The organism is Rhodococcoides kyotonense (genome assembly GCF_900188125.1).
In the GTDB taxonomy this organism is placed as follows: Bacteria; Actinomycetota; Actinomycetes; order Mycobacteriales; family Mycobacteriaceae; genus Rhodococcoides; species Rhodococcoides kyotonense.
The window spans coordinates 1-15,554 of record NZ_FZOW01000019.1; the positions used below are offsets into that span (position 1 = coordinate 1).

Annotated in this window: 15 protein-coding genes and 1 pseudogene; 5 read left to right on the forward strand and 11 right to left on the reverse strand. The window is 64.8% G+C overall.

Annotated elements, in window-relative coordinates; genetic code table 11:
• Positions 1–463: pseudogene (locus tag CHB96_RS30230) on the forward strand (hypothetical protein); the annotation flags it as partial.
• A 103-nt stretch (positions 464–566) separates the two neighbouring features.
• Here CHB96_RS30230 and CHB96_RS24335 read toward each other — a convergent pair.
• From CHB96_RS24335 to CHB96_RS24350, 4 genes are all read right to left on the reverse strand, one after another.
• Positions 567–2,645: an ArnT family glycosyltransferase gene (locus CHB96_RS24335; RefSeq protein ID WP_371829049.1), complete on the reverse strand. Its 2,079-nt coding sequence runs from the start codon at positions 2,643–2,645 to the stop codon at positions 567–569.
• A gap of 99 nt (positions 2,646–2,744) precedes the next feature.
• On the reverse strand, positions 2,745–3,140 hold the full coding sequence (locus CHB96_RS24340) for a DUF6841 family protein (RefSeq protein WP_089251183.1): 396 nt from the start codon (positions 3,138–3,140) through the stop codon (positions 2,745–2,747).
• A gap of 33 nt (positions 3,141–3,173) precedes the next feature.
• The gene (locus CHB96_RS24345; RefSeq protein WP_176444489.1) at positions 3,174–4,811 is read right to left on the reverse strand and encodes an MDR family MFS transporter; all 1,638 of its coding nucleotides are present in this window, start codon (positions 4,809–4,811) and stop codon (positions 3,174–3,176) included.
• 155 nt (positions 4,812–4,966) lie between these two features.
• Complete coding sequence (locus tag CHB96_RS24350; protein ID WP_089251187.1) at positions 4,967–6,253, reverse strand: MFS transporter; 1,287 nt, start codon at positions 6,251–6,253, stop codon at positions 4,967–4,969.
• 66 nt (positions 6,254–6,319) lie between these two features.
• On the opposite strand from CHB96_RS24350, the gene aroQ reads away from it, so the two are divergent.
• From aroQ to CHB96_RS24365, 3 genes are read left to right on the forward strand one after another with little or no spacing between them, the layout of a single operon-like run.
• Positions 6,320–6,757, forward strand: coding sequence for a type II 3-dehydroquinate dehydratase (gene aroQ / locus CHB96_RS24355; RefSeq protein ID WP_089251317.1), 438 nt, complete (start codon positions 6,320–6,322; stop codon positions 6,755–6,757).
• Between the two features lie 58 nt (positions 6,758–6,815).
• Complete coding sequence (locus CHB96_RS24360; RefSeq protein ID WP_089251189.1) at positions 6,816–7,535, forward strand: DsbA family protein; 720 nt, start codon at positions 6,816–6,818, stop codon at positions 7,533–7,535.
• Complete coding sequence (locus CHB96_RS24365; protein WP_089251191.1) at positions 7,532–8,101, forward strand: vitamin K epoxide reductase family protein; 570 nt, start codon at positions 7,532–7,534, stop codon at positions 8,099–8,101. The genes CHB96_RS24360 and CHB96_RS24365 overlap by 4 nt, the downstream gene beginning before the upstream one ends.
• Here the strand turns inward: CHB96_RS24365 and CHB96_RS24370 are convergent.
• Entirely contained in the window at positions 8,098–8,481 is a 384-nt protein-coding gene (locus CHB96_RS24370) for a RidA family protein (protein ID WP_245866129.1), read from the reverse strand. The genes CHB96_RS24365 and CHB96_RS24370 overlap by 4 nt on opposite strands.
• Before the next feature lie 197 nt (positions 8,482–8,678).
• Between CHB96_RS24370 and CHB96_RS24375 the strand changes: the two genes are divergently transcribed.
• Positions 8,679–10,109, forward strand: a complete 1,431-nt coding sequence (locus CHB96_RS24375; RefSeq protein ID WP_089251195.1) for a C40 family peptidase — start codon at positions 8,679–8,681, stop codon at positions 10,107–10,109.
• Here CHB96_RS24375 and CHB96_RS24380 read toward each other — a convergent pair.
• Genes CHB96_RS24380 through CHB96_RS24405 form a run of 6 tightly spaced genes read right to left on the reverse strand, consistent with a single transcriptional unit; the run spans position 10,057 to position 15,516 of the window.
• On the reverse strand, positions 10,057–11,439 hold the full coding sequence (locus tag CHB96_RS24380; protein ID WP_089251319.1) for an AMP-binding protein: 1,383 nt from the start codon (positions 11,437–11,439) through the stop codon (positions 10,057–10,059). The two genes, CHB96_RS24375 and CHB96_RS24380, sit on opposite strands and share 53 nt — an antisense overlap.
• Entirely contained in the window at positions 11,432–12,034 is a 603-nt protein-coding gene (locus CHB96_RS24385) for an energy-coupling factor transporter transmembrane component T family protein (protein WP_089251197.1), read from the reverse strand. Before CHB96_RS24385 ends, CHB96_RS24380 begins: the two co-directional genes overlap by 8 nt.
• Positions 12,031–12,711, reverse strand: a complete 681-nt coding sequence (locus CHB96_RS24390; RefSeq protein WP_089251199.1) for an energy-coupling factor ABC transporter ATP-binding protein — start codon at positions 12,709–12,711, stop codon at positions 12,031–12,033. Before CHB96_RS24390 ends, CHB96_RS24385 begins: the two co-directional genes overlap by 4 nt.
• Positions 12,708–13,835 carry a thiolase family protein gene (locus tag CHB96_RS24395; protein WP_089251201.1) on the reverse strand — a complete coding sequence of 376 codons (1,128 nt, stop codon included), beginning with the start codon at positions 13,833–13,835 and terminating at the stop codon, positions 12,708–12,710. Before CHB96_RS24395 ends, CHB96_RS24390 begins: the two co-directional genes overlap by 4 nt.
• Complete coding sequence (locus CHB96_RS24400) at positions 13,832–14,929, reverse strand: AMP-binding protein (protein WP_089251203.1); 1,098 nt, start codon at positions 14,927–14,929, stop codon at positions 13,832–13,834. Before CHB96_RS24400 ends, CHB96_RS24395 begins: the two co-directional genes overlap by 4 nt.
• Positions 14,926–15,516: a biotin transporter BioY gene (locus CHB96_RS24405; protein WP_176444484.1), complete on the reverse strand. Its 591-nt coding sequence runs from the start codon at positions 15,514–15,516 to the stop codon at positions 14,926–14,928. Before CHB96_RS24405 ends, CHB96_RS24400 begins: the two co-directional genes overlap by 4 nt.
• Positions 15,517–15,554: the final 38 nt, after the last annotated feature.

The window sequence follows — 15,554 nt, forward strand, 5'->3', positions numbered from 1 at the left end:
CCTGTGCCGATACCACCACTCCCTCAAAACCATGGGCGCCTGGCATCCGACCATGCTCGCCGGAGCCATCGAATACTGGCAATCGAACTCCGGCACCACCGCCGTCACACTCCCCGGAAACACCATCGGGACAACCGACCTCACCGGCCACACACTCACCCCACACATCCCACGCAAACGCCGACCCAAACACACCACCGAAACAGCCGACCAGAAACCCACCGATCAGAAACCCGCCGATCAGAAAACCACCGACGAGAACAACACCGACGAGAAACCCACCGACACCGCGCAGACCGATACCGAACAGAAAGACAACGAGACGAAGACGGCCGACACCGCGTCGACCACCACCACCACCACCGCGACGACCACAAAGCCACGCCCCACACCCACCACCTGCTGGAGCATGAAACTGTCCCCCGGCGAAAGGGCAGACGCCGATGACCCGGCACCCTACTGACAACGATCCCCTGCCCCACCGCAGTGGAAAGACAGGGGATCGTCGGCGGAATCAGTCAGCGCGGTGCTCAGTCCGTATGAGCAGCTCAGTTGGTACGAGCTGCTCAGCCGGTGTAGCTGCTGAGGTCGTAGACGGTCGTGCCGTTGACAGTTGTTGCGGTGAAGTTCGCAGCGACCCATTCGGCGATCTCGGACGACGTACTGTCCGAGCTACCACCCATACCGCCACCTTGACCTCCCATGCCTCCACCCTGACCACCGGAGATGTAGTACTTGACCTGGTGGTCCGCGACATAGGAGATGAACTGATCGAGCGTCGGAGCCGGATCACTGCTCCACCCGCCGATGGCCATGACAGCCGTGTCGGTCGCCAATTCATAAGTGGCAGCAGACTGCGATCCGTTCACCGCAGCGGACCACGTGGTGTCCGCGGACTCGAGCAATTCGTTCAGCTCATCGTTGGATTGGGAACCGCCCTGGCCGCTGGGCTGAGAGACACCGGCCTCCGAGACACCTGGTCCACCCGACTGCGAGCCACCCTGGTCACTGGATACCTCGCCGCTGGGCGCCTCACCGGACGGCATCTCGCCACCCGAAGGCGGCTGGCCGTCGGGCATGCTGCCGCCCATACCACCGCCACCCATGCCGCCACCGCCCATTCCGGAGTCCTCGACGGCACCGGTCGGACCAGCGGTCGGGATGGAACCACCATGCGCGGTCGCTGCCGTCGCAATGGCGTACGACGCCCCACCGCCCAGGCCGGCGAGCGCACCGACGATCAACGCCACCGCCGCCAACCGACGGAATCGTCCGGCCGCAAGCCACAGCACAGCGCTGACAACAGTTCCGACCAACAGAACCCACCTCAGCGCAGGGAGCCAATCCGCGTTGCGATTCAACAGAACCCAAGACCAGATTCCAGCAGCCACCATCATCGACGCGAGACCTGCTCTGCCCCAGATCGATTCGCGGCGCAGCCACAACGCGTAACCACCGGTTCCGATCAGCCCTGCGATCGCCGGAGCCAGTGCGACCGTGTAGTAAGGGTGAATGGTGCCGGACATGTAGCTGAAGATCAGCCCCGTCACCAGGAACCACCCGCCCCACAACACGAGCGACGCCCGCAACAGATCCGTCCGGGGAGCTCGACCGCGCGATATCAACCCGAACACCAGAGCAACGAGCGCAGCCGGAATCAGCCACGAAATCTGAATGCCCATCTCATTGCCGAACAACCGATCCAACCCGGTCGAACCACCGAAGCTCGATCCCGCAGCGCCACCGCTCATGCCGCCGCCACCGCCGCCGCCATTGCCGTCACCACCGAAGATGCGGCCCAACCCGTTGTAGCCGAGCACCAGGTCCATCACCGTGTTGTCCGTCGAACCACCGATGTACGGACGCGCATCGGCAGGCCACAGCGCAACCGTCAACACCCACCAGCCAGCCCCGGCGATCAATGCCGCGAAGGCACCGACCAGATGCAGCAGTCGTGCACGCAGACGAGACTGTCCCGCAACGAGATACGTGAGACCGAACGCAGGCAACACGAGCAGCCCCTGCAGCATCTTCGTCAGGAACGCAAATCCCAATGCGACACCGGCGAACGCCAACCACATCGCAGCACGACGACCCGCCGCAGTCTGCAGCGACCGTACGACGAAATACGCGCCGACCGACATCAGCAACACGAGCAGCGCATCGGGATTGTCGAACTTGAACATCAACGCAGCAGCTGGAACGGACGCCAGAGCCGCTCCAGCCAACAACCCGGCAGTGGGATTCGCGACCCGCTTGACCGAGGCATACACCGTCGCCACCGCACCGACGCCCATCAACGCCTGCGGCACAAGCAGACTCGCGCTGGAGAATCCAAAGATGCGCGCGGACAGGCCCATCACCCACAGCGAAGCGGGCGGTTTGTCCACGGTGATGAAGTTCTCGGAGTCGAGCGATCCGAAGAACCACGCCGTCCAATCCTTCGAACCCGCCTGCGCCGCAGCCGCATAGAAGGTGTTGGCATAGCCGCTCGCAGTCAGGTTCCACAGATAGAGGACCGCTGTCGCCGCGAGCAATGCAGCCAACAGAGCATGATTGCGGTTCAGTGCGAGACGTCGCCCCCGGCGGTGCCGGGGTTGTGGGCTCGAACTCGAATGCCGCGGTGGCAGAAGTGTTGTAGTCACGCTGGTCCTCCATCGAAGATGTCGAGTACCAGAGTGACCGCGCCACCCTCGGTCAGCCTGGGAGCAAGCTCGAGGACAGCTGTGAGCCTGGAGAGTCGGTCAGACCCCGTCCAGCGGAGTCGTCACGGCGATGCGTCGCCGGCCGCCGGCGTCGATCACCACCTGATACGCGTTGCGCTCGACACCCACCGGCTCACCTGCGGCATCGAGATTCTCGAGCACCAGGTGTCCTACCCAGATGCCGCCCACCTCGATATCGGTCACGATGTCCTTCGCGCGCACCGCGTGGATTCCGCGGGAACGGTAGAACTGCTGTCCCTGCGTGAAGAAGTCGCGCGTCTGCTGCGGATCCGTGACGGCCAAGCATCCCCGAGGCGACACCGCCAGCGCTGGATAGTTGTAGATGTCGGCGAGACCGGAGATGTCGCCGTCGGACAGATAGCCGGTGTATCGGGCGAAGAAGTCGTCGATCGTCTCTCGTTCGTTGTGTGCCATGAACAGCAACGTACGACGCTCCTGCCCCGATTACTACGGCCCCGAAGACTCCTGCTCCGATTTAGCCTCGGCTTCACGTTCGGCACGCGCCGCAGCCAGCCCGGACATGGTCCGCAACGGCACTTCCTTGACGAACAACACCAGCACGAATCCGAGGACCATCAGGATCGACACGGCAAGGAATACGTAATCCATGGCGTCGGAGAACCCGATCCGGAACGGCTCGGCCAGAACCGAATCGATCTTCTGGATGAACGACGAGTCCGTCAGCGCACTGCCGGCAACCGAGGGATCCTGCGTGATGAGCCCGTTCGCGAAACCGGACTCCAGAGGGTCGCTACTGGTTGCAGCCGACTTCACCGCCTGTTGGAACTGGGGATCGGAACTGGCCGTCACCAGAGCATCGGTGGTTTTCGGCGTGAGCTGGTTGAACAGCATCGACAGGAACACCGCGACACCGAGCGTCGCACCGATCTGCCGGAAGAACGTCGCAGCCGACGTCGACACTCCCATGTCCTTGGGCGGCATCGCATTCTGAATGGCCAACGTCAGCGGTTGCATCATCGAGCCGAGACCGATGCCGAACACCGCCATCACGACCATCGTCTGCCACAGCGGTGTATCCGCGTGCACGTAATGGAAGGTGAACATCGCGACCGCCATCAACGCAGTGCCGATGATCGGAAAGATCTTGTAACGACCGGTCTTCGAGATGATCCGACCCGACACGATCGAGCTGACCATCAACGCACCGACGAGCGGAAGCGTCTGATAGCCGGCCAGCGTCGGCGACGAGCCCTTCACCACCTGCAGATACTGCGGCAGCAACGAGATACCACCGAACATCGCCGCGCCTGCGATGACACTGACGGCGATACACAGCGAGAACAGCGAATTGCGGAAGAAGCGCATGGGGATCAGGGCGTCGTCGCGCATCTTGATCTCGACCACGACGAACAGCACGACGCCGACGACACCGATGGCGAAACACGCCAACGCGCGAGGCGAGCTCCACCCCCAGACGCGACCCTGCTCGGCAATGATGAGCAACGGGACCAGACCGACCGACAGCAGGGCCGCACCCCACCAATCGACGCGGGCCTCACGCCGAAACACAGGCAGATTCAGCACCCGCCACACCACGACGAGCGCGATGATGCCGAGCGGAACGTTGATGTAGAAGACCCAGCGCCACCCGGTGATACCGAGAATCGACGACTGGCCCGCGAGCAATCCGCCGATGACGGGCCCGAGCACACTCGACGTCCCGAACACCGCCAGGAAGTAACCCTGATACTTGGCCCGTTCACGTGGTGGAACGATGTCGCCGATGATCGCCAACGCCATCGACATCAGGCCACCGGCGCCGAGTCCCTGCACGGCTCGAAACGCTGCGAGCTCGTACATCGACGTCGCGATACCGCACAACATCGAGCCGACGACGAAGATCGAGATGGCCGTCATGAAGAACGGCTTGCGGCCGTAGAGGTCGGACAGCTTGCCGTACAGCGGCGTCGACACCGTCGACGTGATCAGGTAGGCCGTCGTGACCCACGCGAGAACGGAGAATCCGTTCAGGTCGTCGGCGATGGTGCGCACCGACGTCGAGACGATCGTCTGATCCAGCGCAGCGAGGAACATGCCCAGCATCAGCCCGGAGAGAATCGTCATGATCTCCCGGTGGCTGTACTCGCCGGAGTCGGATGCCGTCACGTCAGGTTGAGATACCACCGCTTGGTCACACCTTTACGTTTTGTTTGCTTTCGTCATGCAACTAAATTGCGAACACCAGCATGCGCTCGGCGGAACAAGAAAGCAAAGCGATTTCAGCGATCGCGGAAGCGCTGCAGAACCTCACGCATCGTGTGCGGATAGATCCCCTCTTCGGCCAACTTCTGCCGGGTCTTGCGACGCGTCAGCACAACACCCGTGATCGCGATGATCCACACCGGATACTGCGCGAGAAACGCGACGCGGAACGCATCGAAGGTGTAGCCGCCCATCGCCTGCACGATCCACCCGATCGCGGCGATGACAAGCAAGGACGCCGTGAAGCCGCCGATATTGACCATCCCCTGCGCGGTGCCGAGGTTCGCGCTCGGATTGAACGTGCGCGCATAGTCGAATCCGATGACCGACCCCGGGCCACCGACCGAGATCACGATGACGAGCATGACCAGCAACCACAGCGGGGCCGGACCGGGAAGAGCGAGCACGACGGCCCACATCACGGCATTGCTGATCATGATGGCGAGCACCAGCCACGACCGTCGCATCGGATATCGGCCCGTGAGAATCCCGAGCCCGATACCGGAGAACACCGCCGAGATCACCGAGATCGACAACAACGCACCAGCGGTCGACGACGACAGACCCTGCGCCGATGTCAGATACGGGATCCCCCACAGCAACGCGAACACCGTGATCGAGAACTGAGTGCCCATATGGCTGAAGAAGCCGAGCCTCGTGCCCGGACGCTTCCATACCTGGCCGATCGTCGAGAACGCCTCACGCAGGGAACTCTTCGTATCGAGTACCTCGACGCCGGGCGGGGAATCGCGAATCAACGCCAGCGACAACACGAACGCCAGCAACCCCAGCGACGCTGCACTACCGAACGCGAACGTCCACCCCGGACCGTGCAGAAGCATCAGGAACGGGACCGCGGACAGGATCTGGCCCATCTGGCCGAGCAGACCCGTCAACTGCGAGACGATCGGCACCTGACGCGGCGGGAACCACCTCGGCACCAGCCTCAATACCGCGATGAAGGTGAGGGCGTCGCCGATCCCGACGAGCGCGCGTGCTCCCACCGCCACCGGCAGCGACTCCGTGACGGCGAGCGTGATCTGAGCCGTCGTCATCACCAGCGCGCCGAGGGCGATCATCTTGCGCGAGCCGACACGGTCCAGCAGGACGCCCGACGGAATCTGCATCGACGCATATACGACGACCTGAAGAACGACGAACGACGACAGCAGCGACGGACTGACCGAAAATCGATCGGCGGCTTCGAGCCCGGCAACACCGAAGGCAGTGCGGTGAAGAATGCCGATGATGTAGGCGAAGACACCGACGCCCCACACCACCCACACTGTTTTCACTGTGAACATTCTGCCCGGTGCCCTGTGGGAAGATCGCACCCGGCAGCGTGCGGCTAGCAGAAAGTGAGCAATCACATGACCACCGGCTACATCTTGGTGCTCAACGGTCCGAACCTGAACATGCTCGGCACGCGTCAGCCCGAGGTGTACGGCAACGAGACACTCGCCGACGTCGTGGCACTGTGCGAGAAGACAGCCGCGGCCCACGGGCGCAGCGTCCGCGCCGAGCAGTCCAACCACGAGGGCCAGCTCATCGACTGGATCCACGAAGCACGAGGACAGGCGTCGGGAATCGTCATCAACCCCGGTGGTCTCACTCACACGTCCGTCGCACTGCGCGACGCCCTCGTCATCCCCGAGGTCCCGATCATCGAGGTGCACATCAGCAACGTCCATGCCCGCGAGGAGTTCCGTCACCACTCGTTCGTGTCCCCCATCGCCAGCGGCGTCATCGCCGGGCTCGGGATCGCGGGGTACGGCTACGCGGTCGAACGCATCGTCGCTCTTACGTAGCGCTCAGGTTTGCGCGCTTATCCTGGTCGAAGGATTTTTCGGGCGAGCGAGGGAACCAGTGAGCAACAGCAAGAAGAAGGCACAGGCCGCAGCCGCAGCACTGCAGGGCAAGAAGGACAAGCAGCGCCGCACGCTGATCCAGGTCGGTGTCGCCGTCGTGCTGATCGCGCTCATCGCCGTCATCGGTTTCTCGATCGCCTCGAAGAATTCCGACGACACCACCGCGACACCCGCCGCGACGCCGTCGTCGGTCACGGAGAACGGTGCCATCCGCATCGGCGACCCGAATGCTGCCGTCGTCGTCACCGCCGTCGAGGACTTCCAGTGCCCTGCCTGCAAGCAGTTCGAGGCCATCAGTGGTGACACGCTGTCCGACCTGATCGCCGACAACACCATCGCCGTCGACTACAAGCCGATCGCGATCCTCGACCGCATGTCGTCGACGAACTACTCCACCCGCGCCGCCAACGCGAGCATGTGCGTCGCGGACGCCGACATCTCGGCGTGGCCTGCATGGCACACGGCGATGTTCGAGCAGCAGCCTGCCGAGGGTGGGGCTGGACTCAGTGACGATGAACTGATTTCCCTCGCATCCGATGTCGGCGTCGATATTGCTTCCTGCGTCACCGACGGCACCTACACCGACTACGTCACCAGCCAGACCCAGAAAGTCCTGGCCGACGGCGTGACCGGCACCCCGACCGTCTCGGTCAACGGCACCGTCGTCTCCAACCCAACGCCCGACGGTCTGCGCGCCGCCATCGCTGCCGCACAGTGAGACCCGCCAGGACAACCGCTTGGGTTCTGTCGATCGGCGGCGCGCTCGGACTGCTCGCCGCACTGACTCTCACGATCGAGCGGATCAAGCTGCTGGAAGACGCGTCGTACGTGCCGTCGTGCAGCCTGAATCCCGTGCTGTCGTGCGGCTCGGTCATGACGACGGAACAGGCCGCGGTCTTCGGATTCCCCAACCCGATCATCGGCATCGTCGCGTTCACGATCGTCGTCGTCACCGGCATCTTGACGCTCGCGAAGGTGGCACTGCCGCATTGGTACTGGCTCGGTCTCGCCCTCGGCACCCTGCTCGGCGAGGTGTTCATCCACTGGCTGATCTACCAGAGCCTGTACGAGATCGGCGCACTGTGCCCGTACTGCATGGTCGTCTGGGCCGTCACGATGCCGATCTTCGTCGTCGCGCTGTCGCAGTTGGTCGATCGAGAACACGCAGGAACCGTGCCGCGACTGCTGCTCGAATGGCGCTGGACCATCCTCGCGGTCTGGTACGCCGTCGTGATCGTGCTGATCGGCATTCGCTTCTCGGACTATTGGGCCACGCTGATCTAGAGGACGGCTACGGCGTCGATTTCGATCAGTAGTTCCGGCATCGCGAGACGAGCAACTTCGACGACGGTTTGCGCCGGTCGCGTCTGCGGGAACAGCTCACCGAGAATTCCGGTGTACGTGTCGAGGGTGCTGATGTCGGCGAAATAGACCGTCAGCTTCACGACGTTGTCCAGCGTTCCGCCCGCCGCGTCGAGGATCAGCCGAATGTTCTCGAACGACAGCCTGATCTGCGCGTCGATGTCGCCGATGCCCTCGAACTGTCCGTCGGCAGTGATCGCGGTCTGCCCCGACAGATACAGCGTGCGCGAGGCGTTCTCCACGACGACGCACTGGGACAGCAACTGCGAGCCGGGATCCCAGACGGTGTCCGGTGACAGCACGTACTTGTCGATGGGACTACCTCCTCGAGTGCTCGGGTGACGACTTTATCGCGTGCACGATTTCGGCACGGCTGTACTGGAATCCGTCGCCGTTTCGGCCCATGGAATCAGTTCGGCAAGGCATGATGTGTGAGTCAGCTCACTAGCGGAGGGTTGGCGTGGCATGTCGGGGAGAGCTCGAGCACCAGGAGTTGTACATGGCAGGCGATCCAATCGCGGTGATAGTTGCCGTCATAGTGTCCGCCGCCGGCGCAGTCGCCGGAACCGATCTCCCCCAACCCGTTCAGGACGCAGCCGCAGGCGTCGCCGCAGCAGCCGAGAACAGTGCAGCCGGACTGACCCAGCAACTCGACGACATGTTGAAGACGATGCCCGAGCCCGCTCGGGACGCCGCATCCACCGCGTTGGACAACGGGGCCGCGGCGCTCGAATCCGCCGCCGAGCCCTTGCTGCCGGAGAAACCGCCCGAGCCGGAGAAACCTGCCGAAGCCGCCGCTGTCGAGACTCCTGCTGCTGATGCACCTGCGCCTACCGTCACGCCACTGGCAGCCAGCGTTCCGGTCACACCGAGCACGTTCGCGCCGTCGATCTTCCCGTCGGGCGCGGGCGCCATGCAGTTCGGATCGCTGAGCTTCTCGCTCTCGGAACTCACGAACCAGACGGCTTTCATGCCTGCAGCCGAAGCCGTTCGCCGGGCACTCTTCCCCGGCATGCCCGCGACCTTCACCGGTGTGTCACTGTCGCCCATCGGCGCGATCACCGCATTCGTACCGTGGCTGACGCGCGCCGGCGCGATCTGCGACGGCGTGAACGCACCGACCATCGCCGCACTGTACGCAGCCGAGAACGGATTTCGATACGGCCCGACGGCCCCGGTCTCGAGCGCAGGCGCCCGCGGGCCAGGGCAGTTCATGCCGTCGACGTGGCGCAAGTACGGCAAGGACGCCGACGGTGACGGCGTCGCCGACATCAACGGCATCGCCGACTCGGTCATGGCGTCGGGAAACCTGTTGTGCGACATCCACTCTCAAGTGTCGAAATGGAAAGACGAGGGGCGCGTGTCGGGCGACACGCTCGACCTGACCATCGCCGGCTACAACGCAGGCGCGGGCGCTGTTCTCAGGTCCGGCGGAATGCCTTCGGGCACACCGGATTACGAGAATCAGACCAAGCCCTACGTCGCGAAGATCCGCGCGATGGAACCGCAGTTCGCAGCCTTGCTGACACCATTCTCGGCGCTGAACCTCTCCGGCCTCGGTGGCCGCGCCGTGCAACTCGCGATGGACTACCTCGGCCTCCCCTACGTGTGGGGCGGCGGCAACATCAACGGGCCGTCGGGCGGCGGATTCGACTGCTCGGGCCTGACGTCGTACGCGATCTACAAGGCGTCGAACGGGTTGGTGAAACTGCCGCGCACGTCCGAGACACAGTGGAACGTCGGCACCGAGGTTCCACTGTCGATGGCGCAGCCGGGCGACCTGCTGTTCGGCAACTGGCAGTCCGGCGGCCCGGGCCACGTCGCGATCTACATCGGCAACGGCCAGATGGTGCATGCCCCGACGTTCGGTGACGTCGTCAAGGTCGGCCCGGTGTTCGACGGGATGAAGGCGCGTCACGTTCTCGGCTGAGCAGCGCACGTAAAGCGTCACGGTCGAGCTTGCCACGGGGCGTCCGGGGCAGAGCCTCCACCGCCAGTAGCTGCACCGGAATGCTGGGGCTCGGCAGCGACGCGCGCAGGCTGCGCCAGATCTCGGCCGTCGCCGGCGGGTCTGTTCCGAGAACCACTGCAGCAGCGGGCGCTTCACCCATCCTGACGTCGGGTACAGCGATCACCGCGGCCTCTGTGACTCCCGGTATCGCCGTGAGCACGGCCTCGATCGGCGCGAGTTCGACGTTCAGGCCCGCGCGAATCAGCATGTCGCTGTCGCGGCCGAACAGCGTCAGCTTCCGGCCGTCGACAATTCCCCTGTCCCCCACCGTCATCCACCCGTCGACCGGGCCTCCGACCAGACCCGAGTCGGTGAGATAGCCGTCGAACAGCATGTCGCTGCGGACATGAACCAGCGTGTCACGAATCTCGGCGTCGACGCCGTCGAACAGTGTTCCCGGCCCCGGATCGACGCCGCGGTCGTAGGAGACGAAACTCAGCTCGGACGCACCGTAGAAGTGGACCAGCGACGCGTTCGGCAGGACTTCCTGCAGCGCCAGCCTCCCGGGAGACGGCCAGCGAGCAGCGCTGGAGAGCACTTCGCGGACGGTCGGCGCGCGGATACCTGCACGGACGATGTCCCACGCGATTGTCGGCACCGAATACAGATGTGTCGGAGCATCTTTCAGCGCATCGAGAGCCGGGCGCAGATCCACGGACGCTCCCCTCGTCAGCGCGTGCAACGCCCCGTATAGAAAGTGTGTGTGATCGAGTACGCCGGGCGCGGCAACCCTGTCCCCGGGTGAGATGTCGAACGTGGCATCCGACCGATCGAGCGTCGTCGCCCAGGATCTTTGATTGCGTACGAACAGCTTCGGCTCCCCCGTCGTACCGGACGTGACGCCGACGAGCAGTTCGTCGTCAGGGGTTGCCGTGTCGTGTGGACCATCGGCGTGCAGTGCGTCGACGGGGTTCGTACACCCGAGCTTCCGCAGTCGCGCATGCTGGCTCGGTGCGGCGAGGACTACGTCCGGTCGTGTGAGTGCGAGAACTCGCGCGAACTGCTCGGGCAACAAATGACGGTGCAGCAACACGACCGACGTTCCGGACAGCATTGCCGCGGTGACCGCGACGAGTGACCCGACGTCGGACGTCGGAAGAACTGCTGCACGACGCATCCCGCGCATCCCGGCAGCCGTGCCGGTCACGCGGGTCCAGAAGTCGCGGTAGCTCAGCGATTCTCGACGGTCGACGACGGCGAGAGAACTGCTCGCCTGCGTCGCAATTCGCTCAGCCAGTAGCTCAGTCATCGTCGACACCGCGGGCGACGAGGGCGTCACCCATCGCGTCGGCGGTCCGCAGCGCTCGCACGATCACCGGAGTGGCCAGTGCCGTCATCGACCACTGCAGGCCGCGGGCTTTCCGCGCCTCGGCCACCTCGTGAACGATGGTGGCGAGCAACGGAATACACCTGATCGCGAGGGCCAGCATCAACCCGACGCGTTCGGGGTTCACACCGAATCGCTGCAGAGGGCCGAGTGCTCGCGCCACCGTGTCGAGCATGTCGCTGATTCGCGTCGTCAACGTGAAGAGTGCTGCCAGCGCGACCGAGATCAGCAACAGACCACACACGACGAGCGCACGCTGCCACGACGTGATGATCACCTGGAACACACCGATGACCAGCAGCATCCAGATGATCGGACGGAGCTGTGCGAGAGCAACTTTGGCCGGGATGCGGGCAACGGCGAACAGACCTGCGACCACGAGGGCCACGATCCCGACCTCCAGGGGCGTGCGGACCGTGATCGTTGCGACGAGGATCGAGGCGATCAGCAGCAGCAGTTTCACACCCGACGGCAGACGATGCAGCACCGAGTTCCCCGGGCGGTACAGCCCGATCATCCGACGAGCTCCCGGTACGCAGGCACGGCGTCGTCCGGCGCGCCGTCGAACGCCACGAGGCCGTTGTCGATGACGACGACCCGCTCGAAGCTGTCGAGCAAGGCCAACTGGTGCGTCACGACGATCACCTGCTGATCCATCGAGTCCAACGCGTCGGCGACGACGCGTGCATTACGCAGATCGAGCAACGTGGTCGGCTCGTCGGCGATGACGACCTCGGGACGCCTGATGAGCACTGCACCGATGGCGAGCAGCTGCTTCTGCCCACCGGACAGCAGATGCGACGGATGGTCGGCATGCCCGTCGAGCCGGAATCTGACGAGGATCTGGTGCACTCGATCGGCGATCTCGGCCTTGCTCAACCCCGACCGGCGCAACGAGAACGCGAGGTCCTCGGACACCGTCGGCATGACGATCTGGGTGTCGGGGTCGGTGAACACGAACCCGACTTTCTTGCGAATCTGCGCACCCTTCTTCGCCGCGTCCACGCCGTCGACGGTGACGGTGCCGGACGTGGGCGTCAGTAGACCGTTGATCATGCGCGCCAGCGTCGACTTGCCCGAACCGTTCGATCCGACGATGCCGACCCGACGTTCGGTGATGTGCAGGTCGATGCCGCGCAACACCTCTCGCTCGCCGAACGAATGCCGGATCCCTCGAAACACTATGTCGCTCACCACGCACGCTCCACGATCATTGCCACACCTTGGCCGCCGCCGATGGCACACGCGGCCAGGCCCACATCGGGGCCGTCGTCCTTCAGCATCTGTTTCGCCAAGCGCACCAACAGAATTGCGCCCGACGCGCCCCATGGGTGCCCCATCGCGATGGCGCCTCCCTGCGGGCAGACGATGTCCTCGTCGATGCCGAGAGTGTCCGTCACCGCGAGCACGACCGACGCGAACGCCTCGGTGATCTCGACGATCCCGATGTCCCCCAGCCCGACGCCGGTGCGTCGCAACGCTTTCTCGATCGCCGGCACCGGGCCGAGTCCAGGCAGAGCCGGATCCGAACCGGCGACAGCCGATCCCAGAACCCGCAGCGCTGGTATACCTTTCGCCATGGCCTCTGTCGTCACCGCGAGAACGGCTGCGCCGTCGGAGATTCCGCACGAATTACCGGCCGTCGCGGTGCCATCGGCGGTGAACGTCGGTCGCAGTCGCGCGAGTCGCTGCTGAGTCATGTTCGGACGAATACGTTCGTCTCTCTCGATACCTGCGACGGAGACCACCTCGTCGGCGAAATCCGTTGCCGCGGCCAGCATGTGAGACCGGGCCGCGTAGGCGTCCTGGCGGTCGCGATCGATTCCCAACTTCCGTGCCAAATCATCGGCGGCGACGCCCATGTCGGGGTCCGGGAAGCCTTCCGGCGCGAACGGGGCGCGGGTGTAACGGACGGGATCTTGTTCGGGTGCCGGTGGCCAGAATCGCCACGGGGCAGTGCTGGCGGATTCGACGCCACCGGCGAGGATCAGCTGGTCGTCGCCGCTGCGGACTCGCATCGCCGCTTGGACGACCGCGTCGAGACCCGAACCGCATTGACGGTCCACGGTCACACCCGGCACGTCGACACCGAGGCCCGCGCGCAGTGCCGCGATACGAGCCGGGTCACCTCCGGGGCCGAGGCAGTTGCCGAGCACGACGTCGTCGACGTTTTCGGAGCAGCCCGACTCACGCAGCGACGCCACGACCGCGGACAACACCGGCGCCGCGAGATCCGTCGTCGTCAGGTCCTTGAATCCGTGCCCGGCGTTGCCGATGGGTGTCCGCCACGGCGCGACGAGGACGGGCATCGAGCTCATGGAATCAAGTCTTTCACCCGGCCGCGCGCGATCTTCCCACTGCCCGTGCGTGGAAGCTCGTCGACGACGACCCAACGCCGCGGCACGGCTTCCTTCTGCAGCAGTCGGCGTGCGTCTTTCTTGACCGCGTCGAGGTCGCCGACCAGCTCGATCACTGCCGTCACGGTCTCCCCCAGCACGTCGTGACGTGTGCCGATTGCTGCTGCTGCTCTTATGCCGTCGATACCGTCTAGAATCCGCTCGACCTCCTCCGCGAGGACCGTCGTGCCGCCGACGTCGATCGCGGCGTCCCCACGGCCGTGCACGGTGAGCGTGCCGTCCTGCCCGAGTTCCGCAAGATCGCCGACGCTCACCCACTCCGGCGTGCCGAGGACTGCATACGGACTGCGGACGAACAACAGACCGTCCTCGATTCGTGCATCCACGCCGTCGAGAAGCCTCAACGGTTCGGGGACTCTGCGCGCAGCGACGAGCGACAGTTCGGCGGCGCCGTAGTACTCGACGAGGTCGACGCCGAATGCTTTGTCCCGAGCACCGGAGTCCAGCGCGGTACCCGCCACGACGACGGTTCGCAGCTTTCCCGAGTGCTCGACCAGGCGGCGCAGCACCGCGGGCACGGCGTGAGCGGCCGTCGCGGACTCCGCATCGTCGGTGACGCACGCACCGATGTGCAGCGCGTGGACTGCGGCGAACAGGTGCATCGTCGCGTGCAACGGGCCGGTGATCAGAATCCGGTCCTCGGGCTTCAAGCCCGTGATTGCCGTGAATTCGTCGAAACTGTCGGCCCAGGATGCGACTGTCCGAGCGAGCGGGCGCGGGCGGCCGGTGGATCCCGACGTCGCGACGAGCAGCCAGGCGTCGGCGATTGTTTCGCGGTGAGGTCTCGCATCGGGATTCTCGACGCGTACTGCCGTTCCTCGGCGGGCAGCCGCACAGACGGCGACGAGGGCCGTCGGGACGTCGAGTTCCGACGCGTCGCACACGGGCTGTTCGGGCCACTCGTCGATCGCGTCGTCGAATTCGGCGTAGGTGACCGTTCTGCCTGCCCAGCGGAAAGCCGGCTGATCACCGGCGCCGCCGAGAACGAGAGTCACGGACGAATCAAGCCCGGGTAGGCCCGGTGCACGCTCTTCGCGACGACGGTGGCGATGACGACCTTGAGCGCGTCACCGGGGAGGAACGCGAAGTTGGTGGAGATGGCACCCCAGACTCCGATGTCGGTGCGCAGCAGCAGACCGATCGTGCCGAAGACGTAGATGATCACGATGCCGCCGAGGGCGTTGATCAGCAGGCCGAGGACGACGGGGTACTTCGGCAGGATCCGTGCCGTCAGCAGGCCGATGACGAAGGCCGCCGGGATCCAGCCGATCAGGTAGCCGGCGCTGGGTCCGGCGAGAGCCGTCAGGCCCGTGCGTCCGCCCGACAGCAGCGGCAGACCGATCAACGTAAGCGCGATGAACACGACGACCGCCGCCGTGCCCTTGCGAGCACCGAGGATCGCGCCGGCGAGGATGACGCCGAGCGTTTGCAGCGTGATCGGCACGCCACTGAATCCGACGGTGATGGCACCGGGCAACCCGAGAGCCGCGAGCAGTGCCGCGAACACGGCGATCTGTGCCATGTCGCGAGCCGAGATACGAAACTTCGAACCGGCCACTGTCGACTCCTGTGCGCCTGCCATGATCACTCCTCGTGATGCGAACTTGAACGGCGTTCAAG